This window comes from Bradyrhizobium sp. 956_D2_N1_4, assembly GCF_052076025.1.
GTDB classification, from domain to species: Bacteria; Pseudomonadota; Alphaproteobacteria; order Rhizobiales; family Xanthobacteraceae; genus Bradyrhizobium; species Bradyrhizobium barranii.
Genome location: NZ_CP197237.1, coordinates 3,129,347 through 3,155,659 on the forward strand (window position 1 = coordinate 3,129,347; position 26,313 = coordinate 3,155,659).

General features: G+C 58.5%; 30 protein-coding genes and 2 pseudogenes. 10 read left to right on the forward strand and 22 right to left on the reverse strand.

All coding sequences use genetic code 11. The annotated features are described in order from the left end of the window. Positions 1-27 precede the first annotated feature (27 nt). Positions 28-999, reverse strand: a complete 972-nt coding sequence (gene ligD, locus AB7535_RS14480; RefSeq protein WP_162479100.1) for a non-homologous end-joining DNA ligase — start codon at positions 997-999, stop codon at positions 28-30. Positions 1,000-1,081: 82 nt separating this feature from the next. Beyond that, the gene (locus tag AB7535_RS14485; RefSeq protein ID WP_439036547.1) at positions 1,082-1,351 is read right to left on the reverse strand and encodes a hypothetical protein; all 270 of its coding nucleotides are present in this window, start codon (positions 1,349-1,351) and stop codon (positions 1,082-1,084) included. Positions 1,352-1,454: 103 nt separating this feature from the next. Between AB7535_RS14485 and AB7535_RS14490 the strand changes: the two genes are divergently transcribed. After that, on the forward strand, positions 1,455-1,679 hold the full coding sequence (locus AB7535_RS14490) for a hypothetical protein (RefSeq protein ID WP_014494414.1): 225 nt from the start codon (positions 1,455-1,457) through the stop codon (positions 1,677-1,679). A 465-nt stretch (positions 1,680-2,144) separates the two neighbouring features. Beyond that, positions 2,145-2,366, forward strand: coding sequence for a hypothetical protein (locus AB7535_RS14495; RefSeq protein WP_439036548.1), 222 nt, complete (start codon positions 2,145-2,147; stop codon positions 2,364-2,366). Positions 2,367-2,513: 147 nt separating this feature from the next. Here the strand turns inward: AB7535_RS14495 and AB7535_RS14500 are convergent, their stop codons facing one another. Beyond that, positions 2,514-2,780 (reverse strand): hypothetical protein, encoded by a 267-nt coding sequence (locus tag AB7535_RS14500; RefSeq protein ID WP_439036549.1) that lies wholly within the window; start codon positions 2,778-2,780, stop codon positions 2,514-2,516. Between the two features lie 149 nt (positions 2,781-2,929). On the opposite strand from AB7535_RS14500, the gene AB7535_RS14505 reads away from it, so the two are divergent. Continuing rightward, complete coding sequence (locus AB7535_RS14505) at positions 2,930-3,088, forward strand: hypothetical protein (RefSeq protein ID WP_439036550.1); 159 nt, start codon at positions 2,930-2,932, stop codon at positions 3,086-3,088. 705 nt (positions 3,089-3,793) lie between these two features. Here the strand turns inward: AB7535_RS14505 and AB7535_RS14510 are convergent. The 10 genes and pseudogenes from AB7535_RS14510 to AB7535_RS14555 all read right to left on the reverse strand — a co-directional run bounded on the left by AB7535_RS14510 (position 3,794) and on the right by AB7535_RS14555 (position 11,632). Then, entirely contained in the window at positions 3,794-3,916 is a 123-nt protein-coding gene (locus AB7535_RS14510) for a hypothetical protein (RefSeq protein ID WP_256375130.1), read from the reverse strand. 65 nt (positions 3,917-3,981) lie between these two features. After that, the gene (locus AB7535_RS14515; RefSeq protein ID WP_085398240.1) at positions 3,982-4,176 is read right to left on the reverse strand and encodes a hypothetical protein; all 195 of its coding nucleotides are present in this window, start codon (positions 4,174-4,176) and stop codon (positions 3,982-3,984) included. Between the two features lie 309 nt (positions 4,177-4,485). After that, positions 4,486-4,746, reverse strand: a complete 261-nt coding sequence (locus AB7535_RS14520) for a hypothetical protein (RefSeq protein WP_162479105.1) — start codon at positions 4,744-4,746, stop codon at positions 4,486-4,488. Between the two features lie 407 nt (positions 4,747-5,153). Further along, positions 5,154-6,187, reverse strand: a pseudogene (locus AB7535_RS14525) (IS110 family transposase). Positions 6,188-6,304: 117 nt separating this feature from the next. Next, the gene (locus AB7535_RS14530; RefSeq protein ID WP_063982707.1) at positions 6,305-6,583 is read right to left on the reverse strand and encodes a hypothetical protein; all 279 of its coding nucleotides are present in this window, start codon (positions 6,581-6,583) and stop codon (positions 6,305-6,307) included. 103 nt (positions 6,584-6,686) lie between these two features. Beyond that, complete coding sequence (locus AB7535_RS14535; protein ID WP_439036551.1) at positions 6,687-6,992, reverse strand: hypothetical protein; 306 nt, start codon at positions 6,990-6,992, stop codon at positions 6,687-6,689. Positions 6,993-7,582: 590 nt separating this feature from the next. Continuing rightward, complete coding sequence (locus tag AB7535_RS14540; RefSeq protein WP_439036552.1) at positions 7,583-9,196, reverse strand: MFS transporter; 1,614 nt, start codon at positions 9,194-9,196, stop codon at positions 7,583-7,585. A gap of 466 nt (positions 9,197-9,662) precedes the next feature. After that, on the reverse strand, positions 9,663-10,157 hold the full coding sequence (locus AB7535_RS14545) for a cupin domain-containing protein (protein ID WP_063982703.1): 495 nt from the start codon (positions 10,155-10,157) through the stop codon (positions 9,663-9,665). Between the two features lie 84 nt (positions 10,158-10,241). Beyond that, on the reverse strand, positions 10,242-10,760 hold the full coding sequence (locus tag AB7535_RS14550; protein ID WP_354097842.1) for a VOC family protein: 519 nt from the start codon (positions 10,758-10,760) through the stop codon (positions 10,242-10,244). A 5-nt stretch (positions 10,761-10,765) separates the two neighbouring features. Beyond that, positions 10,766-11,632: an alpha/beta fold hydrolase gene (locus tag AB7535_RS14555; RefSeq protein WP_354096502.1), complete on the reverse strand. Its 867-nt coding sequence runs from the start codon at positions 11,630-11,632 to the stop codon at positions 10,766-10,768. Between AB7535_RS14555 and AB7535_RS14560 the strand changes: the two genes are divergently transcribed. Further along, complete coding sequence (locus tag AB7535_RS14560) at positions 11,631-12,029, forward strand: hypothetical protein (protein ID WP_439036553.1); 399 nt, start codon at positions 11,631-11,633, stop codon at positions 12,027-12,029. The two genes, AB7535_RS14555 and AB7535_RS14560, sit on opposite strands and share 2 nt — an antisense overlap. Before the next feature lie 88 nt (positions 12,030-12,117). On the opposite strand, the gene AB7535_RS14565 is transcribed toward AB7535_RS14560, so the two are convergent. Then, positions 12,118-13,002, reverse strand: a complete 885-nt coding sequence (locus tag AB7535_RS14565) for an alpha/beta fold hydrolase (RefSeq protein ID WP_439037345.1) — start codon at positions 13,000-13,002, stop codon at positions 12,118-12,120. Between the two features lie 231 nt (positions 13,003-13,233). Here AB7535_RS14565 and AB7535_RS14570 point away from each other — a divergent pair, with 231 nt between their 5' ends. Next, a complete protein-coding gene (locus AB7535_RS14570; protein WP_063979762.1) occupies positions 13,234-13,821 on the forward strand; it encodes a TetR/AcrR family transcriptional regulator in 588 nt (195 codons plus the stop codon). A gap of 37 nt (positions 13,822-13,858) precedes the next feature. Here the strand turns inward: AB7535_RS14570 and AB7535_RS14575 are convergent, their stop codons facing one another. Further along, entirely contained in the window at positions 13,859-14,293 is a 435-nt protein-coding gene (locus tag AB7535_RS14575) for a hypothetical protein (RefSeq protein WP_354097838.1), read from the reverse strand. Positions 14,294-14,712: 419 nt separating this feature from the next. On the opposite strand from AB7535_RS14575, the gene AB7535_RS14580 reads away from it, so the two are divergent. Next, positions 14,713-15,069, forward strand: a complete 357-nt coding sequence (locus tag AB7535_RS14580; protein ID WP_245289076.1) for a hypothetical protein — start codon at positions 14,713-14,715, stop codon at positions 15,067-15,069. A 9-nt stretch (positions 15,070-15,078) separates the two neighbouring features. On the opposite strand, the pseudogene AB7535_RS14585 reads toward AB7535_RS14580, so the two are convergent. The 4 genes and pseudogenes from AB7535_RS14585 to opgC form a co-directional block, all read right to left on the reverse strand. Next, positions 15,079-15,327: pseudogene (locus AB7535_RS14585) on the reverse strand (MarR family transcriptional regulator); the annotation flags it as partial. Positions 15,328-15,619: 292 nt separating this feature from the next. Continuing rightward, complete coding sequence (locus AB7535_RS14590; protein WP_162479109.1) at positions 15,620-15,889, reverse strand: antibiotic biosynthesis monooxygenase; 270 nt, start codon at positions 15,887-15,889, stop codon at positions 15,620-15,622. A gap of 452 nt (positions 15,890-16,341) precedes the next feature. After that, positions 16,342-16,560 carry a hypothetical protein gene (locus AB7535_RS14595; RefSeq protein ID WP_162479110.1) on the reverse strand — a complete coding sequence of 73 codons (219 nt, stop codon included), beginning with the start codon at positions 16,558-16,560 and terminating at the stop codon, positions 16,342-16,344. A gap of 62 nt (positions 16,561-16,622) precedes the next feature. Further along, positions 16,623-17,987: an OpgC domain-containing protein gene (gene opgC, locus AB7535_RS14600; protein ID WP_439036554.1), complete on the reverse strand. Its 1,365-nt coding sequence runs from the start codon at positions 17,985-17,987 to the stop codon at positions 16,623-16,625. 596 nt (positions 17,988-18,583) lie between these two features. On the opposite strand from opgC, the gene AB7535_RS14605 reads away from it, so the two are divergent. Further along, positions 18,584-19,246: a response regulator transcription factor gene (locus AB7535_RS14605; RefSeq protein WP_162479112.1), complete on the forward strand. Its 663-nt coding sequence runs from the start codon at positions 18,584-18,586 to the stop codon at positions 19,244-19,246. Here the strand turns inward: AB7535_RS14605 and AB7535_RS14610 are convergent. Continuing rightward, the gene (locus tag AB7535_RS14610; RefSeq protein ID WP_439036555.1) at positions 19,241-21,361 is read right to left on the reverse strand and encodes an MASE1 domain-containing protein; all 2,121 of its coding nucleotides are present in this window, start codon (positions 21,359-21,361) and stop codon (positions 19,241-19,243) included. The genes AB7535_RS14605 and AB7535_RS14610 overlap by 6 nt on opposite strands. A gap of 542 nt (positions 21,362-21,903) precedes the next feature. Here AB7535_RS14610 and AB7535_RS14615 point away from each other — a divergent pair. Then, on the forward strand, positions 21,904-22,110 hold the full coding sequence (locus AB7535_RS14615; protein ID WP_097668860.1) for a cold-shock protein: 207 nt from the start codon (positions 21,904-21,906) through the stop codon (positions 22,108-22,110). Positions 22,111-22,139: 29 nt separating this feature from the next. Here AB7535_RS14615 and AB7535_RS14620 read toward each other — a convergent pair whose 3' ends face one another. Continuing rightward, the gene (locus AB7535_RS14620) at positions 22,140-22,445 is read right to left on the reverse strand and encodes a hypothetical protein (RefSeq protein ID WP_162479113.1); all 306 of its coding nucleotides are present in this window, start codon (positions 22,443-22,445) and stop codon (positions 22,140-22,142) included. Between the two features lie 156 nt (positions 22,446-22,601). Next, complete coding sequence (locus AB7535_RS14625) at positions 22,602-23,186, reverse strand: tyrosine-type recombinase/integrase (protein ID WP_439036556.1); 585 nt, start codon at positions 23,184-23,186, stop codon at positions 22,602-22,604. Positions 23,187-25,255: 2,069 nt separating this feature from the next. Between AB7535_RS14625 and AB7535_RS14630 the strand changes: the two genes are divergently transcribed. Together AB7535_RS14630 and AB7535_RS14635 are read left to right on the forward strand one after the other, a co-directional pair. Beyond that, positions 25,256-25,525 (forward strand): hypothetical protein, encoded by a 270-nt coding sequence (locus AB7535_RS14630; protein ID WP_063983354.1) that lies wholly within the window; start codon positions 25,256-25,258, stop codon positions 25,523-25,525. 494 nt (positions 25,526-26,019) lie between these two features. Continuing rightward, a complete protein-coding gene (locus AB7535_RS14635; protein ID WP_084795130.1) occupies positions 26,020-26,220 on the forward strand; it encodes a hypothetical protein in 201 nt (66 codons plus the stop codon). Positions 26,221-26,313 lie beyond the last annotated feature (93 nt).

Below are 26,313 nucleotides of genomic sequence, written 5' to 3' on the forward strand. Positions count from 1 at the left end.
GCACCCAGGGATCGAGGCTCCGCTTCCTCATAAGGACCGAAGGCGCCTGTTCGTTCCGTTCGAAGGTCGGGCCAGGCTACAGAGATCCTCGCGCAGCCCTTTGTAGAACGGATGCCGCACCTTTCCCTGGGCGGACTTGGCGCGGTACTCGATCTCGGCCAGCAGCTTCGGTTCGACCCAGATGCCTTTGTGCGCTATCCGCTTCGCGTAGGGCTGTGTCTTCCGGACCAGCGGCTCGAGGCGCCGCCGCAGCTCGGCCGCCGACGTCTTGTCGAAGCCATGGTCGACCTTGCCAGCGTAAACCAAGTCAGAACCCTTTCGCCGAGCAAGATATATGCCGTCCCATTTGCCGTCGTCGAGGGCGAAGCCGGCGATGGTGAGTGTCTCGCGCTGGGCGCAGGTTTTCTTGACCCAATTATTGGTGCGGCCGACCGGGTAGACGCTGTCGCGCACCTTGGAGACGACGCCTTCGAGCCCGACCTTGCAGGCATGGGCAAACATCTCGTTCCCGTCGATCTCGAAACTTTCGCTGAACTGGACGTCGGTGCCGGCAATGATCTTCTTCAGTTCGGCTTTGCGCTGAAACAACGGTACCTTCCGAATGTACCTGCCGTTGAGGTAGAGCAAGTCGAAAGCGACCAGAACGATCTTCGTTGACTTGCCTTTGAGCTCATTCTGCAAGACCGAGAAGTCCGTCGTGCCGTCGGTGGCAGGTACGACAATCTCTCCGTCGATGATGGCCGAGCTCGCCTTGACGTGCCAGGCGTCATCGGAAACCTTCTTGAAACGCTTGGTCCAGTCGTGGCCGCGCCGTGTGAAGACCTTGACGGCTTCGTTGGCGAGGTGGACTTGCACGCGGTAGCCGTCGAACTTGATTTCGTGAATCCATCGCTCGCCGGATGGCACGCGGTCGGTCGCGGAGGCGAGAGCCGGCACGACGAAGCCGGGCAGGGGCGCCTTGACGCCGAGCGCTTCCGGCTTTTTCCGCTGGAAGGCCATGGTTACACGAGGCGCAGGCTGAACTGCGCATCTTGAGGCGCGTAGCGATCGACGAACTCCTGAAGATGCGAGGGGACGTCGTTCAGTTGGAGGTTACAAAGCGATGTTGAATTTCGCGTGCGACATCCTCTGACACATCTTCGGACCAGCGCTCCGACGTGTTGAAGGCGACCACCTTGATAGGTCGTTTGTACTGGCCCGCCATCAGGTCTTGAATGACCGTCTCCAGGTCGGCCGCTTCCATGTCCGTCTCGCGCCAAGCGCTGCCGGCGCGGCCAAAATCGTCCGCAACCAGATAAACGGTCGGCTCATCGGCCGGAATAATGGACGGGGTCCACCGGGACTGACGCATACGCAACTCCACAAAGAACCGGGATTCAATTTGACCGTGCCCGATTCGTTCCAGAAACTGTGAACAGGGCGCCAGAGAGGCAAAGCAATATCGGGAGGACGAAATGGCGGTCAACAAGCCCACCGGCGACAACGCTCGCAAAGGTGCGGTGAAGAAACGCTCGCAGACCAAAACGACAATTGGCGGAGCTACCGGATATACAAAGCGCGACAGAACGTCCGGCGAGTTCATGGCCGTGAAGAAACCGAAAAAGGCGAAGAAAGCTGCCAAGAAATTCAAAGGCGTGCGGGTCGAGAGAGCCAAGAAATCCGCCAAGCGGGGGCGCTAGACGTCGGTGGCCGAGGTTTGATCGTCTGATGGACACCGAGGCCGCCGACTGACGCGGCCTACTCGTCGATTTCGCGGAGCTTGTCTTCCAGTTCCCGAACGAGCGTCTGGATACGGTCATAGGTCTGTGGGTCATGCGCAAAACGTCTGGCTATTTGCCGATAGCGGAGTATCCGCATTTTCCAGCTCAACGCGTTCGTTCTTGGACTGCACGGCACCAATTCCATCACCTTTCTTTAAGTATGCCGGAACAGCCGTTTAGTTTCGATTTAGGCCACCGCCCGTTTGCCGAACGCCAAGCCGTCGCGCTTGGGACGAGGCGCTCTGGATATTTAGGAGTACTTCCGCGAAATCATCAGAAGTTGCGCCGAAAGATGATGCAAGGCCGCCTCGGTGGTGCCGCCGCCCGTTAGTCATCGACCTTCGCCCATGTATGTTTACAACCATGAAGGGAAGGGCGATTCTCATGGCAGACCGCTTTGTCGTTCGGTACGAGCATCCCAAGAACGGCCGATTCACAGTGCTGGACACTTCAATAGATCAGCCTGCAGTCACGCCGGACGGGACGCCTTTAACTGGACTCTCTCATTCAACGGCAGAGGTTGTGGCCGAGAACCTGAACAAGGGCGACGCTCCGCCCGCCCTCAATCGTAAAACAGGCAGCAGGCTGCGCCTGCACATGACTTGAAAGAATCAAAGTTGGCCGAGGGGCATGATGATGCTGGGGCGCTCCGGACAGGCCAAGCCTTCAGTCACCGCATACTCAAGCCATCCGCCCGACGAAGTGGTCAGGCGGGCCGCCGCTTCGGCGCAGCACCGCATTGGTGGCGGCTCCCTATCGAGCGAGAAGATTCTCTCCAGGCCTGAGCAGCTTCACATACGTGCCGCTTTCGTGCTTCGAGAACCAGCCTTGCCCGATCGCGTATTTCAGCCCGGCGCCGAACTCGCTGCCGCTGCCCTTCAGATTCACCATGAACGGCGCGTTGATCCGCTCGATGTAGATGCGGCCGTCGTGCGCGGCCTCGATATTGGCTGCAAGCTCGACGAGCTTGCGCGCGGCCGCCTCCGGCTCCGCATAGGGTCGTTCTGCGGCATGCTTCATCGGGCGTCCCTTTGGCCGGTCCTGCCTGTTAATTATCTCAGTGGCCTAAGTAAAATTGTCGCGGCAGGACTTTGATTTTCGACTGGCCTTTAAGCCTGCTCTCGCTAGCATTGAGATCTGAATAGGCCGCTTTTATTCGGCTGGGTGTCATGTTCGAAGATGCAGCGAAGTTTCGTCGTGAGTATGTGGAGTGCCTCGAACAGGCAGACAAGACTGACGTCTTGTCGTCTAAAGCTCAATGGCTCTTGTTTGCCGACGAGTGGCTGAATCGGGCGATGGCCGCAGAGGCTCTGACGCGCGGCTGCTGAGCCTGTCGCGCGGAGTAAGGCCGCAGTTGGCGGCCAATCTCGCAGCCCAGTGTCTTCCTATTTGCTAGTCAGCAGATCTTCCCGGACTCTTCACGGCGCTCCGCCGCTGGAATGCCAGCGCTAGCGGCGTTTCGCTGTGCGAAATCAGTTCGGAAATTAGTTCGGTAATTTTGCCCGACATTCGGCGACATCGGTCGGCTTTGTCCGGCATTCGTTCTAAGCGAAGCGTGTACTAACAATATTTCGCGCTTCGCTTAATCCAAAGGCTTAGCGTCCGCCGGCAGCTCGGTTCGGGAATTGTTTCGGAACTAGGGTGTCCTAGCGCAGTCGAAAGTGTGCTATCATACTACCAGGGATAGCGTTCGCTATTCCTGAATTCGGGAGAGATAGCCAGCGTGCCGAAAATACGTCATCGAGCATGGCTCGAGCGGGGCTGACGCCATGTGGTGGTGTACGAGCCAGGGTTATACCAAGTAAGGCCACACCAAGTGATTTGAGGCCGACCACCAGCAAGAGGCCGCCTTCGTTGGCGGCCTTCCTCGTCGTCAGTTGCCCGTGCCCACTTTGGGCGGGAATTGCTTTGCGGTCATCCGCAAACGTTCGCGATCGGGCGGTCGTTCATGGTGCGGGGATCCTTTCAGGGCTTCGCCCTAGAGAGAGTCCTACCCCGCGCCGCCGGCCGCCGTGGGTAGCGAGCGCTTCGCGCTACCGAGTCATCACCGCGCGGACCAGCTCCGGCCGCTGCACGAGCACGGCGGCGATGCCGATCAGCAGCAGCATCGACGAGACCATGATGGCGATCCACTTCCTGTCATCGATCTGGGCCAATGCCCGCGCCGCGGTCCCGTTCCGAGCATGGTCGGCGAGCGCTACGCGCTAATCGGAAGTACTCATCAATGGCCGCGTGGACCAGGGAAGGGGACCACGTCGCCGTCCGCTGCGCGGATCACGGCCCTGGCCATCTCCATCGGGTCGAACCCCAGATCGGCAACGGCGTCGGCCACGCGCTGGCGCTCCAGCTCGGCGACGATCGCCTCGGTCACCTTCATCAGCCTGGCCAATTCGGAAGCGGTAGCGCTGTCGCTCATTGGGATGCCCCTCGGTAAAGCCGAGGCCATCTTACCACGGCGCAGTGTAGAAATCCGCGTGTCGAAGGTTCAATCCCTTCGCCCGGCGCCATCAATTGAACCTTGGCTTCTGGCGCATCCGCTCAACTGATATCTCAGCGGAGTTGATTTCAACAACTTCGCCTTTGTCCGTGGTCCCAGAACAATATGGCTCGACCGACCTGTCCGGCATGAGTCGCATCTTGCAAGAAGCGTTTATGCCGTAGGCCCTCATCACAGATTTTGCGAACTGCTCCGGTGGCACGTCTTCTGCGCCGAAAAAACATCTCCTCAGTGCCATCTTACGATCTTGTCGCCTTCCATGTCGAACGCGGCGCAGCCCTTGCCTTCATTGGACATAAAGTTCGGGATTTCGGGGTCGCGAAACAGAATAAATTCGGGGTTTTTGCCGTTCACCACGTACTTTGCCGGCTTCGATGCAAGAAGTTCTTGCCTCGTCATATTGATGTGGAAGCCATTGAACTTCGTCGCCTCATCGGCGTGAGCCGATGATGTCACGACCGCCAACAACAACCAGCCGACAATTCTCATAGCGCCCTCCAGTCCATTAAAAGGCGAGTCTAGCGGGCATGAGTCATATCGTCACTAGGTTAGCGGAGGGACGTGAGCAAGTGCCGCTTCAGCTGCGGGCCGGTCCAGCCCAGCCAGACCAGGCCCGCCGCCTTTTATAAGTGCACGCCCTTCTGTAATGGGCCCGATGATGTCAAGCCTCCCGAGTGAATGTCACGCCGCCGAGCTCATGCTTCTGTCCGTGGTCAACGCCTGGCCGCCACATCATGCTGTCAGAGGGAGCGGTGAGCCTATCTAGATACGCGTGGTCCGTCAGAAGACGGCCACTGGGCGTGTAACGGCTTCACCGGATCCACCGTCCCGGCGACGGGACTTCGGGCACCAGGCTCAGTTCAGCCCGGTTGCATTCCAACTCTTCTCCTCGTGTTCTATGCTGCGATCGGGGCCGCGTCGGTCCATCGGTAAGTTGTGCCGTCGACCCAGATTCGATGCAGGATCACTGCGAGCTTGCGTGCCAAGGCGACTTTTGCGCGCTTCGAGCCTCGCCGCTTGGCGACGTCCATCCCCCAGCGCTTAAGTTTTGAGAATCGCGTGATGCGCGATAGCAGAACGTTGGCGGCCTCATACAACACCGTACGCACTATCTCGTCGCCGGCCAGCGTGATCCCGCCCGTGACGTCCTTTTCTCCCGATTGGTATTTCTTTGGCGTGAGCCCGAACAGCGCGCCTGCCGCCTTCGAGTTTACAATGCGATGAGGATCATCAATCGCCGATTTGTAGGTAATCGCCACTAGGGGACCAACACCTGGCACTGTCATTAGCCGGCGACAGACCGCATCGTCACGCACCGTTGCCAGCACAGCTTTGTGTAGCCTTCCGTACTCTGCCTTCAAGGCCGATCGTGCCGAAAGCATCGCTATGGCAATGCGTTCCAATGTCGCCTGACCCGCAACCAACTCTCGGATCGCGCTTCGAAATTCTTCCGCGTCACCGGGCCAACCTTCAGCCCAAAGCCACGCAAAATCCCGCGGATACTTAACTCCACATCGATAAGTCGCCCAAGAAGCTGTTTGCGCGCAACCAGCAGCGCTCGGATCTCTTGAGCCCCTATCGACTTTGCGTGCACCGCGCGGAACCATCCCATCTGGATCAACTGGGCAATTCCGCGTGCATCCTTGCGATCCGTCTTCACTGTCATCGCCGACAATGCTGCCTTCACATGCCGTGTTTCCAGCAGAACCGTCTCGAATCCTGCTCTTTGCAGCCCCGCATGCAGCCATTGCGACAGTGGCCCAGCCTCCAGCCCGATCCGATTCACTGCAAAGCCAAGCGTCTCGAAAAATTCGACTAAGGCGTCGGGTTCGCTTGCGACCTTCGCCTTCTTCAGGATCTTACCCTGGGAATCCACAACGCATACGCTCGACAGTTCCAACGACACGTCAATTCCGGCATAATTCTCCACGGCTGTCCTCCGTCTCCAGATGCTTGGGGCCGACTCAAGTCGTGACCCCGTTTCATCATCTATCGGGGGACAGCCACCATCATGCCCCCTTGCACGGAGCAGGGCCCATTACGGCATCTAGATGTGCAATTTGCCAGTCAGCAGATCTTCACCGGGCGGCATTAGCTTCACGTAGGTCCCGCTTTCGTGCAGCCCGAGCCAGCCGCATTCAACTGAATACTTGATGCCGGCCCCAAACTCCGAGCCACTGGCTTTTAGCGTGTAAAGGAACGGCGAGTTGATCCGCTCGATGTAGATGCGACCGTCCTGAACAGCCTCGACGTTCGCTGCGAGCTCGAGGAGTTTGCGCGCGGCCGCCTCGGGGTCTGCATAGGGTCGTTCTGCGGTGTGCTTCATCGGCGTGTCCCATTGGCCGCCTGTGCGGCGGTGATGTGTGCGCGGTGCGGGTAGCTCTCCGCCGGCTTCCAGCTGTCGAAATTGGTGCCGCAGACGCAGCGCATCAGCGTGCTCCAGATCTCGCTGTCGAGCTTCTCGCCCGCGCCCGCTTGGCCTTCATCTCGGCACGCCAGTCGCGATCGTGGCGCCATTCGGCGAAGGCGTTGTCGGGGATGGCTGGCAGCAGCTCGGTCCACGCGGTATCGAAGGCCTCGCGCGCCGCTTCAAAGGTGGAGGCTATGCCACTCCGCCATGTGCCTGGCTCCGTGCCAGGATAGAGGCCGATCGACCAACCCCATTGATCGGCGTGCATAGGCACGCCGGCGCGCGCGCCGATGGTCCCGATGCGGACGTCGGTGAAGTAGATCACCGCTCCCCCGAACCTTATTACAATGGTTCATGTTTTGTGCGCGCCGACGAAAACTACGGTTGGAAACCACGGTCGTCACGCTTCTTTCGCGCGCAAACATTCACTACTTGTCTGAAAGGGCAGGAAGCTTCATCTAACATCAAACTCATCGCGAGCTGTCGAGGCACGCCATGCGCACCCCGACTATGGTTGCCGCCAGCGGCAGCCACTTGCTTACGACAAAGCTTCGTCAAAGCAGGTTGTCGCCTGGACGACTGCCGCGTCGCGGGGCGGCCGTGTGAATCCAACCATTGGATGCTCGGGAATGGTCTTTCACTTGAGGACGGGAAAATCGATGAGCTCTGAATTGCCGGAAAAATTGATCGCGCGCGCCGACGAGGTGCTCGAATAACTTGCTTGTGATCTCGGCTGTCTGCCCCAGCAAGTGCCCGCATGCTTGGTCAATGGTTCGTTTAAGGGGATATAGCGAACTAGATTTGCGCACCTTGAGTTCTTCACATTTTGACCCGAGAACTTCTCTAACTAGCTAGTGCAGTGGAACGATCCTGCACCAAGTTGTATAAGGCAGATAGCTGGTCGCCAACATCATCTTAGTTGCTTGCACGTATGCTGTCCGGCTCGATCCAGATCCAGCCAGCGAGACCGGCCAGTGCGGCACAACTCGCTGGCACCAGCATTATCGCATGTAGCGCGCGCTCGAATGCGGCAATCGCCTCCGCGTTAGCGCCGCGCCGCCCAGACATCACGAAGTTTAACGCTTCGATCGCCTGCGCAGGCGTCGTCCCGGTAAGATGATGCGAAAAAGCATCAGAGAACACCGCCCCGAGCGCGGCAACCGCAAGTAACCCAGCTACTCGAGCGACCGCGTTGTTAACGCCCGACGCAATGCCGGCGTGGGATTTACCGGCGGCGCCCATCACGGTTGACGTCAGCGGCGGAACCGTGATTGCCATCCCCGCGCCGAGCAAGAGCATCGACGGAAAAACGCCAACCCAGTAAGATTGTCTGAGATCGATAAACGCGAGCATCGCCAACCCGCAGGACGCAGCGATAGGCCCAACAGTGAGCAGTAGGCGCGCTCCCAAACGGTCAGCAATCGTTCCAGCGAACAATGACCCGAACCCCATTATCAGGGCAGAAGGCAGCAACGCCGCGCCGGCTTGTGTCGCGGAGTAGCTACCGAGGCGGATCAAACCGAACGGCAGATAATAGAGCGCGCCTCCGAGCGCGAAGTAGAGCAACAGCGTCAATGCATTCGTTGCTGCAAAATTGCGTGATCGATAGAGCGACAACGGCATCATCGCCTGCTTATGGAGATGAGCTTCGATTACGATGAACGATGTTAGGAAAGCGCTTCCTACTCCTAGGGCGGCCAGCACTGTTTTGTCCTGGAATCCCGCCGCTGGAATGGCGCTCAAACCCCATGTAATCGCAGCAAGGCCAATCGCCACAGAGGCGGCACCGCTCCAGTCGAGCTGGTTCGCCCGGGGATCTTTGCTTTCGCAGCCGAAAAGAAGCGCGAGCCCAGCTGCGGCAACGGCGAGCGGGACATTGAGGAGGAAGATCGCCCGCCAGGATACCTGATCGACCAGCCAACCGCCCAACAACGGACCCGCTGCCATCATCAATGCTGCTGCGCCCGCCCATATCCCGATTGCCTGACTTCGTTCTTGTTCGCCGAAGGTTGCCCCTAACATCGCCAAACTGGCCGGCACTAGCATTGCGGCCCCCAAACCTTGAACCGCGCGGCTGACGACAAGCACCACATTGTTCGGTGAGAGCCCGCATGCGATCGAGGCGACGATGAATACCGCAACGCCCAGGACAAAAACCCGACGTCGGCCATAAAGATCTGCCGCCGAGCCACCGATAAGCACGAACGCGCCAAGCAACAGCAGGTAGGCGTTGACGATCCACTGCGTCGCGGTCGCATCCGCATGCAGCGCCTGCTGGATTGCCGGTAACGCGATGTTCACTACTGAGCCGTCGAGCAACGCCATGCTAGATCCGACTATCGTGGCGATCAGCGTTAGCCACTTGCGTCTCTGTGACAAGGCTGCATCAAAGGCCGGTGTCGCCTTGATAACACCGGCTTCGCAGGGCGCTCGTATGAATCCAACCATCGGACGCTCTAGATGGAGGTTATCGCCGGCCAGAGTGCACTTGGCGTACACCATCGGCAACCTATTGGTCGTTGCCGCCATGTCTCACAACCAATTCGCTCAGTTCAACTCTCAAATGTCGCCTTTTTAGCCCTGAGCTGAACAACGGCTAAAGCCGTGGGCACGTCGGCTCTCGGTGGCGGAGCCTATCCAAGTTCGGATGCTACTTCATTTGACCAGTTCCGACATGTATCGGCGGACGTTCATACCGACGTTGACACCCGACGAAAGGCACCACCGTGGTGTAGGCCCGGTAGCGCGGCCGATCAATGACCGGTCGCCTCGATTTCGCTCGGCGCTCGTCGGCTCTCCAACATCATGCGCTCCTCTCGCGCATTGCTGAGAGGCAGGACTACACCTCCTCCAGTTCGCCGCGATCAATGAGCTCGGGGAGACGCGCAGCCGCTCTGTGGTCATGTCCACCCCGTGGCGGCGCGTGAGGTCGCCGCCCATTTTTTGATAATGCCGAGCCCTGTGTGCCTGGCTTGATATCTTTAGCTCTGCGATCTCAGGGTTTTCGGGTCGGATCGTCGGCCGGTTTTTCGTACACCGTATCGGTAGGCCCGGTACCGGTGAGCATGACGATCACGGGCTCACTGCCGGTCATCGCGAAATGCGGCTCGTTCGCGGGCTCGGTATAGACCGAGCCGACGGGCAGTGTCTTTAGCTTGGTCTTGTCAAATTCAGAGCCATAGCCGAAGTGCCAGGTGCCCTGAAGCACGGTTCCGACACGATCTCCAGCATGATGGTGCGCCGGGATTTGCGCTCCGGGACCGACCTTGAGTAGCTGGGTGTAGATCCCCGGCTTGGAGGCATCACCGAGGATCGTGACCACCTCGACTTTGGCATTGCCGGATCCACCCGCACCGCCGGTTGCCGGTGTGGCCGATAGCTCCGCCGGTGTCTTTGCGTAATCGGGAAGTTTGATGCCGGCGGTCTCAGCTGACGCTGCCGTCGCAGCCAGTGCAATCGCCACGCTAGCCATGAATTGCGAGATCTTCATTATTCATCCTTTCTACTCTGGTTGAAGCGAGATGTGGACTGTGCTGTTGCCCATCCTCTTCCGGGATGTCGGGCTTTCGTCCGCCTATTTTGGCGCGTCCTCTGGAAGCTGAAGAAATTCGAGCGTGACCCCGTCGGGGCCTCTCACGTAGATCAGGCGAAGTCCCTTGCGTTCGCCGGCCTCAACGGTCTGGACCTCGCCCACCGGCCGCCATCCAGAGCTTGCGATCCCTGCAAGGAGCACATCGATGTTCTCGACATAAAAGGCCAGATGGACAGAGCCGACGTCCGACGATCTTGGCCTGTAGGAAGGCCGGTCAGCGGGCGAGGTATATTCCAGCAATTCGATGCTGTGGCCCGGTCCCTCGACCATCGCGAGCCGCATTGCCGCCCCCGGTACACCGACCAGCTGCTCGATGAACGGTCCGGCTTCGAACGTCCAGGTGTACAGGTGACGGAAGCCCAGAACGTCGACCCAGAATCTCAGCGACTCGTCCAACGACGAGACAGTGAATCCCGTATGGTCGATGCTCTTGATCCTGAACGCCTGGCCGCGTGCCGAGGGGGCCGACGCGGACCCAACGATCGTCTTGCTGCCGGTCATGGCGATCAACCGTGTTGCGGCCAGAACTCCTTGAGCTGGTCGGCGATGAACTCCGGGTTCTCTTCGAACACCCAGTGTCCGCACTGCTCCATAACGCCGCCTGCGGCGGAGTTGGAAATCGCCTTGGCGCAATCGAAACAATGATCGCCAAACGATCTCCGGCCTCCCCAGGCCAGCATCGGCACGGTCAGCTTGTTGCGGGTCAATTCTTTCGTCTGTTCGGCCATCTGCGGGATGTAGCCGTAGTGATTGAGGCTCGCGCGAAGATTGCCCGGCTGCCGCATCTGCATGACGTAGAACTGGACCTCATCCTCGGACACCGCATTCGGGTTGTAGGCGAAGTCGCGGAAAAAATGCCGCAGATACTGCTCTTCGCGCCCTTCGACCAGGAACCTCGTGATGTCCATGTTCATGTGCATGCCGAGGTGCCAGTAGGGTACGCGCGGATCTACGTAGCCTGGAAAGCTCAGCCCGAAAAACGGGGTTTCTATCGTTGCGAGCGACAAGGCCCGGTCCGAGGCCAGATATGCCAGCGCCACTGACGGCGGGCCGCCCAAATCGTGACTGAGAATGTGAAATCGCTTGACGTTCTCCGCATTCAAGAGACCGATCATGTCTTCCGCGATGGTCTTTGGCTCATAACCTTCATAGGGCTTGTCGCTGTCGCCATAGCCGCGAAGATCCGGAGCGATGAACGAAAATCTGTCACCCAGCCGCTCGATGATCGGGAGAAACTCACGGTGGTTCTGCGGCCAGCCGTGCATGCATAAGACAACGGGACCACGACCCGCCGTGACGTAGTGGAGCGTGACACCATTGGTCTCGGCCCGCTTGTGCGTCAACTCGACTGAGCTGCTGTTAGAATCTTGCATGCCGAACCTCGTTGTTGGACTTGCTTCAGGATGGCGCGAGCCAGCTGGCCTTCGCGTTGCCGATGGTCGGTTGCTGATCGAGCGCGCACAATGCGATCAGCAAGACGATGGCTGCCATCGCGATGGATGCGTACAGCGTGGCCAGCAGGCCAGGGTCTCTCAACACGGCGAATTCGGTGGTGGCGATGGCAAAGTTTGCAACGGCGATATCAATAAAGAGTTGGCGGCATTTCGCTTGCCCTCATATGAGTGCGCGATGCCGGAGATATCCGACGCCAAACTCAATCACCTTGCCTCGCGCTTCGCGATGCAACTGTTGAACCACGTCGTCCTCCCTGCTTCGAACTGGGAGCACCCAAGCGAACCGCGAGTTGTCAATCCAAGGCAGGCGGTTTAATTTTAGTCGCCTTCCTATCCGAAGTCTTTCGATATCGCACTTAATACGAGACTTGACTCGGATTGCATGAACCCTACGAATGGCAGCGTCACTTCCCGTCGATGAAGGGGACAATGACACTGACAGCCTGTTTGGGCTGCTCCTCCATGATCCAATGCCCGGAATTGGTTATGACAGCACCTTTGACGTTGCTCGCGACATCGGCCAACTCGGTGCTCATCAATGCGCCGAAGGAGTGGTCGCCACCGATAGCCAAGATCGGCATCGGCAATTTTCCGGTCTTTGCGAACAGCGCCTTGTTGTCCTCGCTGTCCTTGGTGAAGGCAGCAAACTGTCCGCTAAAGGCATTGTGGATGGCCCCCGTACGAGCATAGAGCCCCGCATAGTGATCCCGGGTTTGTTCGTCGATCGCAGCGGGATTGGCTGACAGATCGTTGTAGAAGCGATCGAGCAGGATGCGCTCTCGGCCGGCGACCAGGCGTTCGACATCGGGACCCCGGAAATTGAAGTGCCACAGCTGGGGATTGGTTAGTTGCGCGTACCAGGTGCCGAGCCCGGGGAGCGGCGCGTCCATGGCAACCCATTTGATGATGCGATCGGGATACTGAGCCGCCAGCGCGTAGCCGACCATGTTGCCGATGTCGTGCGTGACAAGCACGACCTTTTGAATCTTCAACGCATCGAGAATGGCCGCGAGATCACGCGCCTGGGCGACCTTCTCATATCCACCCTCAGGATGCGACGACAGGCCCATGCCGCGCAGATCGGGAATGATCACCGCGTGATCCTTGACAAGAGCCTCTGCCAGAGGCTGCCACATATCTCCCGTGTCGCCGAAACCGTGCAGCAATAGCACCGCGGGCCCTTGTCCTCCGACGCGGACGTATTGGGTACCTCCAGTCACAGGCATCTGCTGGGTCCGGAAACTCGACGGGAATGGCTTGATCTCGGCCATCGCTGTGTTGCCGGCCATGAGAGTGAGGATGAGAGCGGCGGCGCGAAGAAGACCGCGGGATAGCTGACGGAACGAACGCGACACAGGCGGCTCTCCAATCTCGGGGATACACGACACGGTGGCCGGAGCCCTTTTCGATGTTGATGTTCAGCGGGGGTATTATATACTTGTCGGTATAGATCGACACGGGAGACCGGCAGATGTCAACTCAAATGTTTGCCGGCTGCTATTTTGGAAAGAAGAAATCGAATGGCGAATGGTCGGCCGCGCGAATTCGACACCGAATTAGCCCTTGATCGCGCAATGGAATTGTTCTGGCGAAAAGGTTACGAGGGGACGACCCTCTCCGATTTGACTGAAGCTTTAGGCATTACGCGCCCCAGCCTCTACGCGGCCTTCGGCAATAAGGAGGCGCTGTTCCGGATCGTGCTTGAGCGCTACGAATCGAATGTCGTGACGTACAGACAAAAGGCGCTCAACGCTGCCTCAGCGCATGACGTAGCGCGCGAATTGCTGGAAGGTGCCGCCGATCTCTTCGGCGATAAACGGACGCCGGCCGGTTGCCTTGGAGTCCAGGGCGCACTGGCGTGTGGCGAGGAAGCCGAGCCGATTCGCCGGGAGTTGATTGCAAGCCGGACCGCAGGCGAGCGTGCCCTCCGGCTACGCCTCAACCGGGCGAAAGCTGAGGGCGACTTGCCCGTGGACAGCAATCCAGCCGGTCTTGCTCGCTGGCTCTCGGCGGTCGTCTACGGGATGGCCGTTCTGTCCGCAGGCGGTGCAAACCACAAGGAGTTGGTTCAGGTCGCCGAGATGACGCTGCAAAATTGGCCTAGGTGACGCAATGGGGAGCAGGGGTTGCAATCCGCCGGCGGTCCTACTGCGCTAGAAGTCTGAATGCGACAACGAGTGCCACCATGCTCGCGAAGATCAGCAGTGCCGCGAGGGTTTTTCGGGTCATTGTCCTCGTCGAATGGCGCGCAGCCGATTGGCCGGGTTGAGGTCTAGGCGATCTCTGGGACCGCACGACTTTGCCCTCTGTCGTTGGCGTCCGAGCCTTTGGTTCCGGCGCTGGGCCTACGCCTCCCATCGCGCTGTAATAAGCGCTGTAGACCTCGCGAACGGCTAGGGACGTGGATTCGGCCTCGCTCATTGTCTCGAGCCGAGTTCGATAGTTAGTCAGAAAGCTTTGGGCGCTGGACGACAGGTCATCGAAGCCACCGAGCTTGGCCATCATGAGCCAAGTGGCAAAATCCGCCTCAGCCTTCGTGCGCGCTTTCTTGGCGATACTTGCGTTGGAGCTGGAGGACATGATGGTCCGATTGGTTGGAATCCGGCCGCGAAGCTGTTCGACGACCCCGTCCGCGCGGCGGGAAAGGCAATTGGCAATCCAGTCACAGTAATGACGGCGCGGGAGCGTTCAAACGCGAACCTTACCAACCAGTCGGTTCCTCGCCCAGGTCGAAGCGGACTGAACAGGCTAGGTAGGGTAGGGCTCACCTAATGCCGCAACTGCAGTGGCCGACATTGACTCGTGGTTCAGTTCGACTCCAATTTCCACGCTCTGCTTGGATGTTCTGCAACGCACCATGCGAACCCGTCTGCAGGCCGATCCTCTAACATCTGCGGATATCCACTCCTCCGCACCAGGCCCGCCAAGTTGTTGAAGTTACATGAACGTTCGACGTTGGACTTCACGCTTGATCGAGAAGCTACGGCGACAAACTACGAATGGATCGCTGGGATCCCGAGCTGACAGGGCAGGGCAGCTCAGGATCGAATGCGGCCTCCTCGTCGTTCAAAATTAAAACACAGAAGATCAATCTCTTCTTTAGTGATAGCAGCCCGAAAAAATCGGCATGTGGACTCGGCCGCCGCCAGGCTCGTCTCCGACAGAAAGATGCACTGCCTGCAACTATCCGCGTGGTGACGATGCTGAGCGGTGCCGAGCCGATCCAATACCTTACGAAGTGTGTCTCGAAAGTTGGGGGCGCCAAGCTCAACCATTGCAATTGCACTGACAAGCGGCGCGATGGGATCGTATGCCAGGATTTTCTCCCCTCGCAGCGTTGTGCAAAGGATAACTGACCGCTTGTCTTCGCCGGAGCTCTTGCGCTCTAAGTAACCCTTCGCCTCAAGCCGCTTGACCATCTCGGAGACCGTGGCCCGGGTGGTGCCGACGAACTTTGCCAAAGCGGAGGGGGTTCGCGAGAACCTATTCGCACGAGCAAGAAACCGCAACGCCATCCATTCTCGGTCACGCATTCCATGCCGAGTACCCTCAAAATACCAACTGTTCCCCGCTTGCAGCAGCAAGTCGACTGATTCCCGCGCTGCCGTGATCATCCCGCGCCCGCTTACATGCTCGGGTGCATGCTTACTGATTTGGATTTCTCAGTGCACGTCAAATCTGACTAGAGAACTACATACGAAGGTTTGCACCCAGCGATTGCAGCCGACACGACAGCGATTTGCACGCAGGTGCTCGGTTTGGGTCAAAAGCGCCGGTCGATGCCTATGTCCGGTCCACCCATTGCAACGGACCTATGCGGCGTGCAGAACGTCTTCGCCTTCGGGCCGACGAGCGACATGGCGCACCACAGCAAAACAATCCCGGCACTCGGCCGGGATCGATACTTCACGCCTTGTTTGTAAACCAAATCGTTGGAGTTCCCGCCACTCCCGCATTCTGCATGGCATTCTTCAATTCAGCACTCTCCGCGAAGGCTTGCGCAGCTTCAATCGTGGCGAACTCGTGAGTTACTGTGATGTCATTGGGATTTTCGACTGCTCGGTAGACAGCCTCGGCTGTTACGCCCTTCGCCTTCTGAACCGGAGCAAAATCGTCGTAAGCCTCCCGCCAGGTCTTGTAGTTGGAAACCGTGTGTCTAACAAACATAGTCGTCATCAGATGTTCCTCCCTAACTGGTCGTAACAATCCTTCCACGAATGCTTGAAACAGCACTTCCAGTAGCACGAGTACTTGCCTGGAAGCGCCTGGAGCTGATGTTCGGTTCGTAGTGCCTGCGCGAAGCCGCTATCGTGCTAGAGGGCGGCAATGCAGGCCAGGTTTAAGGTTACATCACCGCGTGAGGAACCCGAAGTCGTCGGCCATGCATCGCGCCAAAGTTGCGTTCTCATAATCGGTCTGGCCGCGCATGGGATCGTTGGTTCCAGGAATTCCTGACCAAGATGGCATATCATTCATCCGCCGAAGTTTCCAACCGAGCGCCAGACCGAGCAGCTGTTGGAGTTGGCCGGGCGTATCGGCAGCCCGACTCAATTAGGAACGGAGCCCTCGCAGAATGTGTCCGCTGATTTCAGCTGACATCCGCAGCATGGTGTCCGGTTTGTGGTGTACTAGGTCGGCTTGCGCACGCCAGTGGAAACGGTCTCGTGTGCACGCACCGGCGTGCAGGTCGTGAATACGAGCGCAAACCGGCTGCACTGCCAGTCAGCGCCGAGCGCGGCGCTGGTGGGTGATGTCAGGTTGACCGACAGTAATGCCGCCACACAGGCAAACATCACGTAGCTCGCGATCAGCGCGGCTCGCTTGTGGCTCCTTGGCTGGGACATCATGGCCTTGGCTCCTGTGCGATGGCGCCGTAAGAATAAGCGGCAGGCGCCACAGTTTTTGTGGTCTAGTTCACATTCCGAGCCACATTTCTCTCCGGTGGCCCGAAGACGTGCGCAATTGCTGGGACTGGATCGGCGCCGCGGCCGGACTGGCGCACCGGGGCAATCACCCCGTCGGCGCGCGCGAGCAGCGTGGACGGAAATGCGCCGAGCGCCTTGGCTGTCCTAGGATTGATGACCAGATCAAACCTGGTCGGCTGCTCGACAGGCAAGTCGGCGGGTGTCGCGCGCGGCTGCTGCCTGGGTTTGGTCTTGATCACGTTCAGCAGCGTCGCCGCGACGACCATCACCATGACACCACCAACACTGAGCGTGATCTGCATCATCAGCCCCTCCGAGATGTCGAGCAGCGCCAGGTGGCTGGCCAGCGTCAGTAGAACGCCGAGGCAGTAGATTGGCAACGAGTTCTGGCCACAGCGAATGGCGCCACGCATCACCGCCGTCGTCAGCCCTCGCCAATCGCGAGGCACGAGCCATACGGCCAAAACCGCAAGGGCCAAAAAATGCAGCAGCCGCAATGGAGCGAGATTCGATTTGTCGATCGGGTAAAGCAGTGTCGGCAGCGCCTGCGGGACGAGCGCTTGCAGCGGTTGGATGCTGCAGCTCAATGCGATGATGAGGCTGAATACCAGATAGAGAACGACCGGCACGAGCGCGGTGCGTGAGGTCACCCACGGTCGGAATCTCTTGCCCTCGATGATCCACCACGCGCCAAGCACAAGCGGCAGTTGCCAGGCCAGCGGATTGAAGAACCAGTGGCCATTCGGCCACGCCGGGATGGTCCAGCCGAAGACGTGCACCAGTGTGTAAAGCAGCAGCGACGCGCCGAGCGTTGCGTTCGGCGCTTGCAGCAGCAGCCACAGCAGCGGCGCGAACAAGAGGTGATAAAGCACGAAGAGCGGCAAGATGTCGGTGTTGACCGGGCGGTATTGCAGGATTGCCGCGTGCGCGAGCGTCACGCCCGGCTGATCCAACAGAATGCGCGTATTGCTCTTGTCGGCAAGGGGGCCGCCGCCTGCGAGGTGAACCACAACGGCGCAGGCGAGCGTGAGCAGCAGAAATGCGACATAAATATCCCAGCTTCGCCACAGCGTCCGGCCGATCACGCCGGTCCAGCCGCCGCTCTGCCGTGCCTTGCTGTAGGACAGCGCGCAGGTCAAACCCGAGAGAAACATGAATACTTCCGCGGCATCGCTGAAGCCGTAGTTGCGCAGCGTCAGCCAGCTCCCGATGTTGTTGGGGACATGATCAAGAAAGATCCACCAGAGCGCGATGCCGCGGCAGGCATCGATACGCAGATCGCGGCCGTAGCCTTTCAGCTCCGGCAGCCGGCTTGCCAATGGCTTCGGGGTGGCAGTTCGATCAAGCATCTGGTGCCCCGTCGGGCGTCCGAGTACGTTTCAAGAGGGGCCGACTCTCACGAAAAATATCGGCCGAACCGCCGGATCGTGAGAACGCCGCAGTCCAGAGTTGCTTGACGCCGAACCGGCCATTATTGCCATAACGATCATATGGCGGCGCCTGGTAGAGCCTCCTGCGCGGGAGGCCGTCCGTTGAGGTTTATCGTTCAACGCACAGCGCGTAAATCAGCCGGAGGTCCACACAGGGAGGTTCCTAGGTCCTATGATCAAGGTACCGTACAGTGCCGCATCTATTTGACGTCCGTCAGACACATCACGGACCTTCACCATTGCCGATAGGCGAGGGAGACTCTGAGTCCCGCGACTCTCGGGGGCGCACTCGCCTTTTTGGTGTCCTACTGCGAGCTGATTACAATTACAGCACACAACGGCATTCGACTTCTATCTTGAGTGCCTAACCGTGAGCCCCTGGTTGGGCCTAGGATGAAGAATGGACGCTTTTGGGGCCAGTCTTCCCGCCAGCCTCTTCCTCGCCAAACACCCGCAGGTGGGTGTATGATTTCTTCATTCGGATCTCCGTGCAATGAGATGACGGAGAGCTTTTCATGAAAGTTCTTATTGTCGACGATCATGCATTAATACGCGAGGCGTTGCACGCTGTCCTGAAGCAACTGAAGCGAGAAGCTGTCGTATTTGAAGCCTCGAACAGCCATCAGGCAATGCACCTGGTCGAGGAAAATCCCGACATCGGCCTCATTCTGCTTGATATCAATTTGCCCGATAGAGATGGCTTCTCTGTCCTCCGCGAACTGCGAGACCGCTATCCGACCATTGCTATCATCATTCTCACGTCCTCGAATGATCAAGATTCGGTCAAGCGCGCTTTCAAACTTGGTGCTTTGGGCTTCATCCCGAAAACGACCGAACGAGAGGTCATGCTCAATGCCATTGAGTTGGTGTTCTCCGGCGGTATCTACATTCCCTCGGAAATCCTGGAGGAAACGGCGCCTCCGCGGCTTACAAATAAACCAACGACGCGCGAGTCTCTTAAGGGGCTCGGATTGACCGATCGGCAGATTGAAGTGCTTGCACTTCTGATGCAGGGAAAAAGCAACAAGGTCATAGCCAATATCCTCAACATGGCAGTGCCGACAGTGAAAAACCACATCACGGTCGTTCTCAAGGCGCTCAGCGCAACAAGCCGCACCGAGGCAGTCATAAAAGTAGGAAAAATGGGCTGGGAATCTTCTCCGAAATCGGAGTCATAAGGCCGGCCAGGTATCTCTCCTGTCGTCGTGATCCATAAAGAGCTCGTGCATGACAGCGCGGAGCCGCATTGGGTCGACAGGCTTGTGCAGCAAAATGTATCCTCTATCCTTGGCCTCACGTGCTGGTTCAGGTGCCGTATCGCCGCTGATGAGAATAGCTGGAATGGATGAACCAAACGCCGCATTGATTTGTTCAATGGCTCGGATCCCGGTCTTTCCGCTCGCAAGATGATAATCCGAGATGATGAGATCGGGGCGTTGTTGGCGCTCAGCAAACCGGATAAATGCCGCTTCGTCGGATCCGGTGGTAAGGACGGTGTATCCCCACCTGGCAAGCAATCCGCCGGTTCCTTCCTGCACATTTGGAGCATCGGCAATAGCAAGAACGACCTTGCCGTCGACCGCAAAGGCCGCGGGGTGAGGCGGATCGACGGGCTCGGTGGACGGGACGCATTCATCGGCCATCGGAACCGTGATCGCGAATCGCGAACCTCGGCCCACAGTCGAAGCCAAGTCGATCTGATGGTTGAGAAGCAGGCGAAGCCTGTCGACGATAGCCAAGCCGAGCCCCATGCTGCCGTACCGGCTCCGGTCTCGGGCAGCAAGTTGAAAAAACTCGCCAAAGATATTCTGCTTCTGATCCTCAGGAATGCCGGGGCCACTATCCCATACTTCAATGCGCAACATTTCACCGCGCCGGCGACAGCCGACAATGATCCCGCCCCGCAATGTATAGCGCACGGCATTGGATACCAAATTGAGCAGTATACGTTCGAGCAGCATGGCGTCGCTCCGCACCCATGCGTCACTTCGCCTGACGCGTAGACTCAAGCCCGTTTCTCGCGTTGCCTGACCAAACGTCGTCTCAATTTTTTGCAACAGGCGCGCGATCGGGAATTCAGTAATTGTGGGTGTAAGGATCCCGGCGTCGAGCTTGGACATATCCAGGAGCGAATTGAGCATTTCGTCCATTTCTTTGCGCGTTGCATCGACCAGCTCGATCGTCCTTGTCCGTTCCCCCGATCTGAGCGGCGTGCGCAGCTGGGCAACGAACAAGCCCAGTGCATGTAATGGCTGCCGCAAATCGTGGCTGGCCATGGCAAGGAAACGCGATTTTGCGGCATTGGCGAGCTCAAGCTCACGCGTGCGCTCTGCGACCTTCCGTTCGAGTTCGACCTGCGCGTGGCGCAGACTTTCCTCCCCTTTCTTGCGGACCTCGACGTCGGCGCTCAGTAGCAAGCTCGGAACCGTAATACTGATCAGGAACATCAACACCAGCAGGAATGAAACGTTGAGATCCGCAGTCGTGAAGGGGCCGCCGCCCGTGAGCGTCCCCCAAATGGTGATGCCGGCAAGGACCAGCGCAACCGTTGCGGTGTCACGCGGACCGCGGCGCAGCGCCGCCCACAACATTGGCAGGATCGCGAGAAAACCCAGTGGATCTCGGCTCGGCGTTTGCTCGATCAGGGGACCGTAAGCAATGAATCCAACAACCGCCGCTGTTGCGAGGACGCCGACCGTCTCCAACAATTCACTGCGGTTGAAAGCATGGTCGTGGCTTGAGGCCCAAAGCACGATAACAGGAGTAATGACCAGGGCGCCGGTCACATCTCCTAGCCACCATGTGACCCAGGCGTTCACGAAATTGGTCCGATCGATGTACCCGGCGGCCGCCAGGCTGGTCATTCCAATGCTCGCGCTGATCGGCGTCGCGATCACGATGCAGATCAGAGCAAACTTCGCGACAGAATTTGGTCTCGAAAACGTATTGCACCCGCTCGACCATCGATTGACCAGATACGCGCCAAAAACGGCTTCAAGAGAATTGCCGGTCGCAATCGCAATTGCGGTGACAACCGTGCCGGCGGTCGTCGCATTGGCGATCATTGCTGCAATGAAAATTGCGGGCCAAGTCCGATATCCCCACAACAGCACCGCCGCCAGCGCGACGCCCGTCGGTGGCCAAATTGGCGTTGCACTGGGATGAATAGACGCGAGAGTAAGGCCGCCTTTCGCCAGGACGAAATAGATCACCCCAATTGCGAGCAGGCCCCCGGCATTGTTGATGGCTCGGCGAAAGGTTATCTCCGGCGCTAGTGATCGTGGATCGAACATCGTCGACGCCTGGACTAGGCAGTTGCATCGTCCACCATGAGTGACTTTTTGATCTCCTCGAAAAGATCAATGATCGCTACTTTCCCGTTTATCAAGCGGTTGATCGACACCACTACGGTCCGACCGTCGCGACAATGCAAAACTCGGCAAGATGCGCTCAGATCGAATTGATCACTTCGACCGCAGAACATGCACTTCTTTGTAAGCGGGGCGAAAATTCGACCTCTTGCGGCTTCAGCGATACCTTACCTTCAAAGCCTGCCAGGAGCCACGCCATGGCTTGCGGGCAGGGCACCGCCTCTTGGAGATTTAGAGGTAATCCTGGCTCGCCGGTTCATGCTGGCGGGCTTGATGCCAATATGTGTTGGCGCTCGCTAGCTCACATTCCTAGCGCTGGGTCGTCACCTTCAGATCGCTTGCCCGTCATCAGACCACTGATTGCTTCGAAAACACTACTCGACGTTCGCGCGCTGCGGGATTTTGCTTGTCAGCCCCAAGGCGGTCGACCTAGGCTAGGTTCATTGTTCAACCGGGAGGCGGACGTGGCGACGGGCATTGTGAAGTGGTTTAACGCAACCAAGGGATTCGGTTTCATCCAGCCCGATGACGGCGGCCAGGATGTTTTCGTGCATATTAGCGCAGTAGAGCGCGCCGGCTTATCGGGCTTGGCGGAGGGGCAGAAGGTCTCTTACGAAATTCAGGTTGATCGCAAGCGCGGCAAGAGCAGCGCGGAAAATCTTCGCGTCTGACGGCTGCCGCGACCATAGCGCAGCGGTGATCACTGCACCTTTTGTTCGAGGTCCCTCAGGAGCGCGTGGAGAAAGTCACCGGCATGGTCGTATCGCGCGTTGCCATCTGTGATTTGACCGGCGCGCGGCTCTATCAAGCGGCCGACGGTTTCGGAGCCGAGCAGCTCAACTCTGTCCGACCACTGCAGCAGCAAACTATCGGGAATGTCTTCCGCAGATCCGAATAGCTTCAAAAGGCAATGTTCGCCCTCGGGTTTATGGTCATAATGAGCCTTCGCCGCATAGAAAGCAAACAACCCGTGAAAGGCATCACGGGAAACGGCAGGTTTTCCCATCGTAATGTCCCTGAAAAATTAAGTTCTCAATGGGAGCAAGTCTGAAGTGCTGGTGCGGGAAAAGCTAGCAAAAAAGTCAATCTCGCACGGCACGTCGTGTAAAGAGGCCGCCCGAAAGGCGGCCTCAGTCGTTTACTTCGTTGATCAAAATCGTGCTCAAATCAGCCGTCGCAGCGTTGGCCATCCGCCGTCGACCTTGATTACATTGGCGCCCGTGAGGAATGCGGCCCAATCCTTCATCAGTGATCTTCGCTTTTCGAGCTTTTGGCCTCGTTGATAGGCTGCAGTTGTCTCGCTCTTGTACTTGTGGGCTAGCGCGGCCTCGCGCACGCCATCCGGATGTTCCGTGCATTCCTCAGCCCAAGTTGCAAAGGTCGAACAGAAGCCATGTACCGCTACGTGTCCGTAACCGAGACGATCAAGTACTGCGAGCATCGCATTTTCGGAGAATGCCCCGCCATCAGGACTTGTAAAGACCAGTTCGCCTTGGCGTCCATCGCGCAACTCGTCAAGCACCGTCAATGCAGGGTCGGACAAGGGAACGTAATGGTCCTGGTCCATCTTCATTCGTTCGCCCGGAATTTTCCAAGTCGAGTTTTGCCGATCGATTTCGGACCAACGCGCCTCGACTGCCTCATTGGTGCGGCAACCCGTGAGGATTAGGAAGCGCAACATGGCAGCAGCTCTGCCCGGAGCGCTAGCCAGAAGCGTCAAAAATGCCGGCGCTTCCGCATAGGGCAAAGCGGGATGATGCCGAACGACTCGCTTGGTGCGCTTTGGGAGTTTCTCGCGCAGCCGGGGCGGCTCAGCTTTTTAGTTTAGCCTGCTTCTTTAAGTTGGAATAGCGAGCTTCGACTGATGCCTGGCTACGGCCATTGGCTGGCCGAAGGTGCCGGAGCGCAAGTTGAGCGTAAAAGGTAGTTTATTGGTTGGTGCTGTTCGCCTAGCATTCGTCAAACGCGAAAAGGCCGCAGCGGCGAACCACTGCGGCCAGCCGGGTTAAAATGAAAACGTGAAATATGGAGTCCAGCCCCGGCGAACAAAGGCTACCGCGACCGCGCTGGACCGCAATGTCATCCAGGCCACACTTGCAAAGAAACTTAATACGTCAGTTTTGCTGACTGAGGGAGAGGGGAGGGCCCGCCGGGGCTGGCTATGACGAACCCTCCACCCAATGGCCGTAACTATCTAGGGCAGCTACGGCGCACGTAACAGTTTGCGCTCGATCGCGTCATATTAATGTCAACTCGATATCGAAATCTGGCGGATTGACCGAGTGGGATCATCAACGCTGATGGCCCAAACCAAAGCCTAGCACCAACGCCTTCTGACGGAGCGCGCCTTCTGAGCGCTTGGTCATTTTGGCTATCTTTACCACCGGGGTACGCGCCTTCGAGTGCGCCTTAAGGTCTTTGATGTCAGCCTTAGTCCACTCGCGGCGAATTACCTTTGTCTTTTTAGCCAATACCACTCTCCATCATTGCTGAGGGCGCGGTCTAACAACCTCGCGCAGTCTGCGCAACAAGCACTCACATTCATTTCGGAGATTTAATGGCTGATAACGAACAACTAGTTTTATCAATCTCAGCCGACACGGGGACGATGCAACGTCAGCTTGATAAGTTGGTAGGGATGCTGTGCGCATGACCGTGACCGCTGACGGTGTGACGCAACGTGTGGTGCATCGGTGGCCGGAGGATCGGGCGGGGAAGCCGATTAGGCCGCGGAAAGTCGCGTTTGCTGGCGCCGCTCTCGCGCGGACCCTGTCGTTTTTGACAGGCGTGGACCGTCCCGAGATGGGCGCATATCGCCGAAGGACGAGGGCAGCGGCTATGCGACGTTACTACTTCCCGATCTTCCACAACGGCGAGACACAGGCTGACGAGGTGTGGAGAGCTTTTTGGCTCTGCTGAATTAGCGGTCCAATACGGCGCGCGCGTCGTCCGGGATATCGCCAGCGATCCCGATTACGACCTTGGTGTGGGCACGGTCGTAATCGTGCTTGACGGCTCGGGCGCCGAGATTGCGCGGCACGGGGCGGGTAATGCCGCCACGCCCCAAGAAGAATAAGCATCGCGCGGTTGCCGCTCCCGAGGATTGGGACGAGGTGTTTGAGACCGGACATGACGGCTTTTCCGATCTGCGATGGGCGGGAATTGCGTTGAATAACGACGGTCGCCCCGATCGCGAAGAAGCGCGCGCCGCGTGGGAGCGGTTTGGGCGCGCGTTTCTTGAGGAGTATGCCTTCCGGAATCCGAACGGCCCAGGCCGCTACGGGCCACCGTGGGCTTTGAGCAAGTTAGGACAACCGCGCTGATGCCGCTTCGGACGCGGAAGAATAGACGCCGCAGGAGCAGCGTGCACGTGACACCGGAGGCAATTGCGTTATTCCAGCGCGGCCTGCAGGAGCGAGATCCCCACAAATTTCGCGACCTGAAGATTGCCCTGGCCGCAGCGCTTAGCCGGAGCAAATTTGCGGCTTGCTCACTAGACCGCCAGCCGCGGTCATTGATCTGCTGTGACCGCGAGCCAGTTGGGGTCGTGCTGGAGATTAGGGCGCGGCTGCAGAGAGAGATCGGGGACCATCTATGCTCCATCACCGGCTGAGGCACTGCCCGTGGGCGTCGGTGGCTGAGAGACCGATAGGGCTCCCGCCTGCACAGCATGGAGCGCATCATGGACCAGCCGTTCCCGGATTTTCTGCAGGTCGCATCCGTGGGTATTTTAGGAGCGAGCCCAAGCGCCTTTTTCTGATAGCAACCAATCACCGGGCGACGAGTTGCCAGTTTTTCCCAACCGTCAGGGCATCCATGAGTATCCGGGATCAGCGTACGCTCGCCCGTCTGGGCAGACAGAGCGTCTCACGTCCGGAACGAGCGGAGACCGATGCCCAGCAGGCCGCAAGGCAAGGGGATGTTGTGAACCAGGTTGAGGCGACCGAAGAACTTTCCGACGTACCGGATTCGGAAAGTTCGCTGTTCGCGTTGTGCGTGCTCGGCCTGGCGGGCATCGCAACGCTGGGCTGGATCTGCGCGCTCGCCTGGATAGCGTGGCGCCTCGCCGCATGGGTGCTGTCCTGAGGTGGGTTCGCGGCTCTGAAGAAATTGGCCAAAATGCATAGCTTGCCCTTGAAACCGGTTGCTATGATCACTCATGGGTCGTGAATGGTTGTTTCGTATCGCGGTAGTTGTGCTTGGCCTTGTGCCGGTAGCACTGATCGCCTTCGTTCTCTTCGAAAGAGCGTTTCATTGATTTAGCTCAATTGGACCCGCGCTGCCGAGCGCTCCCTCCGTATTGTCAGGGAGGCGCAGCAAATGACCCGCCGTCAGCTCTGGCTTTATCAATCGCTGGTATGGGCATCAACCGCGCTTGCCCTCGCGGTAATCGCATCCATGATGTGGTAAGGCCGCCTCATTGCCGGCGCTGGCCTGTTTCCGAGGCCAGTGGCCTGATTTGAAATTCACGGTGGTTTGATTTGAAAAGTTAACTTTGGAACTGAAGGCGCCCTGTCTGCATATTAAGCTCGCGAGAACTCAAATCCTGCGGTTAGGACCCGTAAAGACGAGGTTGTGTCATGAAACAGCGCCGTCGTTTCACGCAGACCGTGTCACTGGAAGAACGACTTGCCGAAGAAGCAAAACGCCTCCGCGAACAAGCCAAAACCCTCCCCCACTGTCCTCAACGAGAGGATCTCCTCCGCAGGGCTCGGCAAGCTGAGACCGGCTCACACATGAGCGAGTGGCTGAGATCGCCCGGGTTGCGGCCGCCAGAATAGCTGACGACGATGGACCGATACGCGCTCTATTATCGTCTGTTCCTTGGCGATGATGGTAGCCGGCTACCCTACCTGCTGGCCCAATAAGTCGCG

Coding starts and splice junctions, on each gene's coding strand:
- ligD (WP_162479100.1), bottom strand. CDS start 999: ATGGCCTTCCAGCGGAAAAAGCCGGAAGCGCTCGGCGTCAAGGCGCCC.
- AB7535_RS14485 (WP_439036547.1), bottom strand. CDS start 1,351: ATGCGTCAGTCCCGGTGGACCCCGTCCATTATTCCGGCCGATGAGCCG.
- AB7535_RS14490 (WP_014494414.1), top strand. CDS start 1,455: ATGGCGGTCAACAAGCCCACCGGCGACAACGCTCGCAAAGGTGCGGTG.
- AB7535_RS14495 (WP_439036548.1), top strand. CDS start 2,145: ATGGCAGACCGCTTTGTCGTTCGGTACGAGCATCCCAAGAACGGCCGA.
- AB7535_RS14500 (WP_439036549.1), bottom strand. CDS start 2,780: ATGAAGCATGCCGCAGAACGACCCTATGCGGAGCCGGAGGCGGCCGCG.
- AB7535_RS14505 (WP_439036550.1), top strand. CDS start 2,930: ATGTTCGAAGATGCAGCGAAGTTTCGTCGTGAGTATGTGGAGTGCCTC.
- AB7535_RS14515 (WP_085398240.1), bottom strand. CDS start 4,176: ATGAGCGACAGCGCTACCGCTTCCGAATTGGCCAGGCTGATGAAGGTG.
- AB7535_RS14520 (WP_162479105.1), bottom strand. CDS start 4,746: ATGAGAATTGTCGGCTGGTTGTTGTTGGCGGTCGTGACATCATCGGCT.
- AB7535_RS14530 (WP_063982707.1), bottom strand. CDS start 6,583: ATGAAGCACACCGCAGAACGACCCTATGCAGACCCCGAGGCGGCCGCG.
- AB7535_RS14540 (WP_439036552.1), bottom strand. CDS start 9,196: ATGGCGGCAACGACCAATAGGTTGCCGATGGTGTACGCCAAGTGCACT.
- AB7535_RS14545 (WP_063982703.1), bottom strand. CDS start 10,157: ATGAAGATCTCGCAATTCATGGCTAGCGTGGCGATTGCACTGGCTGCG.
- AB7535_RS14550 (WP_354097842.1), bottom strand. CDS start 10,760: ATGACCGGCAGCAAGACGATCGTTGGGTCCGCGTCGGCCCCCTCGGCA.
- AB7535_RS14560 (WP_439036553.1), top strand. CDS start 11,631: ATGCCGAACCTCGTTGTTGGACTTGCTTCAGGATGGCGCGAGCCAGCT.
- AB7535_RS14555 (WP_354096502.1), bottom strand. CDS start 11,632: ATGCAAGATTCTAACAGCAGCTCAGTCGAGTTGACGCACAAGCGGGCC.
- AB7535_RS14565 (WP_439037345.1), bottom strand. CDS start 13,002: ATGGCCGGCAACACAGCGATGGCCGAGATCAAGCCATTCCCGTCGAGT.
- AB7535_RS14570 (WP_063979762.1), top strand. CDS start 13,234: ATGGCGAATGGTCGGCCGCGCGAATTCGACACCGAATTAGCCCTTGAT.
- AB7535_RS14575 (WP_354097838.1), bottom strand. CDS start 14,293: ATGTCCTCCAGCTCCAACGCAAGTATCGCCAAGAAAGCGCGCACGAAG.
- AB7535_RS14580 (WP_245289076.1), top strand. CDS start 14,713: ATGGATCGCTGGGATCCCGAGCTGACAGGGCAGGGCAGCTCAGGATCG.
- AB7535_RS14590 (WP_162479109.1), bottom strand. CDS start 15,889: ATGACGACTATGTTTGTTAGACACACGGTTTCCAACTACAAGACCTGG.
- AB7535_RS14595 (WP_162479110.1), bottom strand. CDS start 16,560: ATGATGTCCCAGCCAAGGAGCCACAAGCGAGCCGCGCTGATCGCGAGC.
- opgC (WP_439036554.1), bottom strand. CDS start 17,987: ATGCTTGATCGAACTGCCACCCCGAAGCCATTGGCAAGCCGGCTGCCG.
- AB7535_RS14605 (WP_162479112.1), top strand. CDS start 18,584: ATGAAAGTTCTTATTGTCGACGATCATGCATTAATACGCGAGGCGTTG.
- AB7535_RS14610 (WP_439036555.1), bottom strand. CDS start 21,361: ATGTTCGATCCACGATCACTAGCGCCGGAGATAACCTTTCGCCGAGCC.
- AB7535_RS14620 (WP_162479113.1), bottom strand. CDS start 22,445: ATGGGAAAACCTGCCGTTTCCCGTGATGCCTTTCACGGGTTGTTTGCT.
- AB7535_RS14630 (WP_063983354.1), top strand. CDS start 25,256: ATGAGTATCCGGGATCAGCGTACGCTCGCCCGTCTGGGCAGACAGAGC.
- AB7535_RS14635 (WP_084795130.1), top strand. CDS start 26,020: ATGAAACAGCGCCGTCGTTTCACGCAGACCGTGTCACTGGAAGAACGA.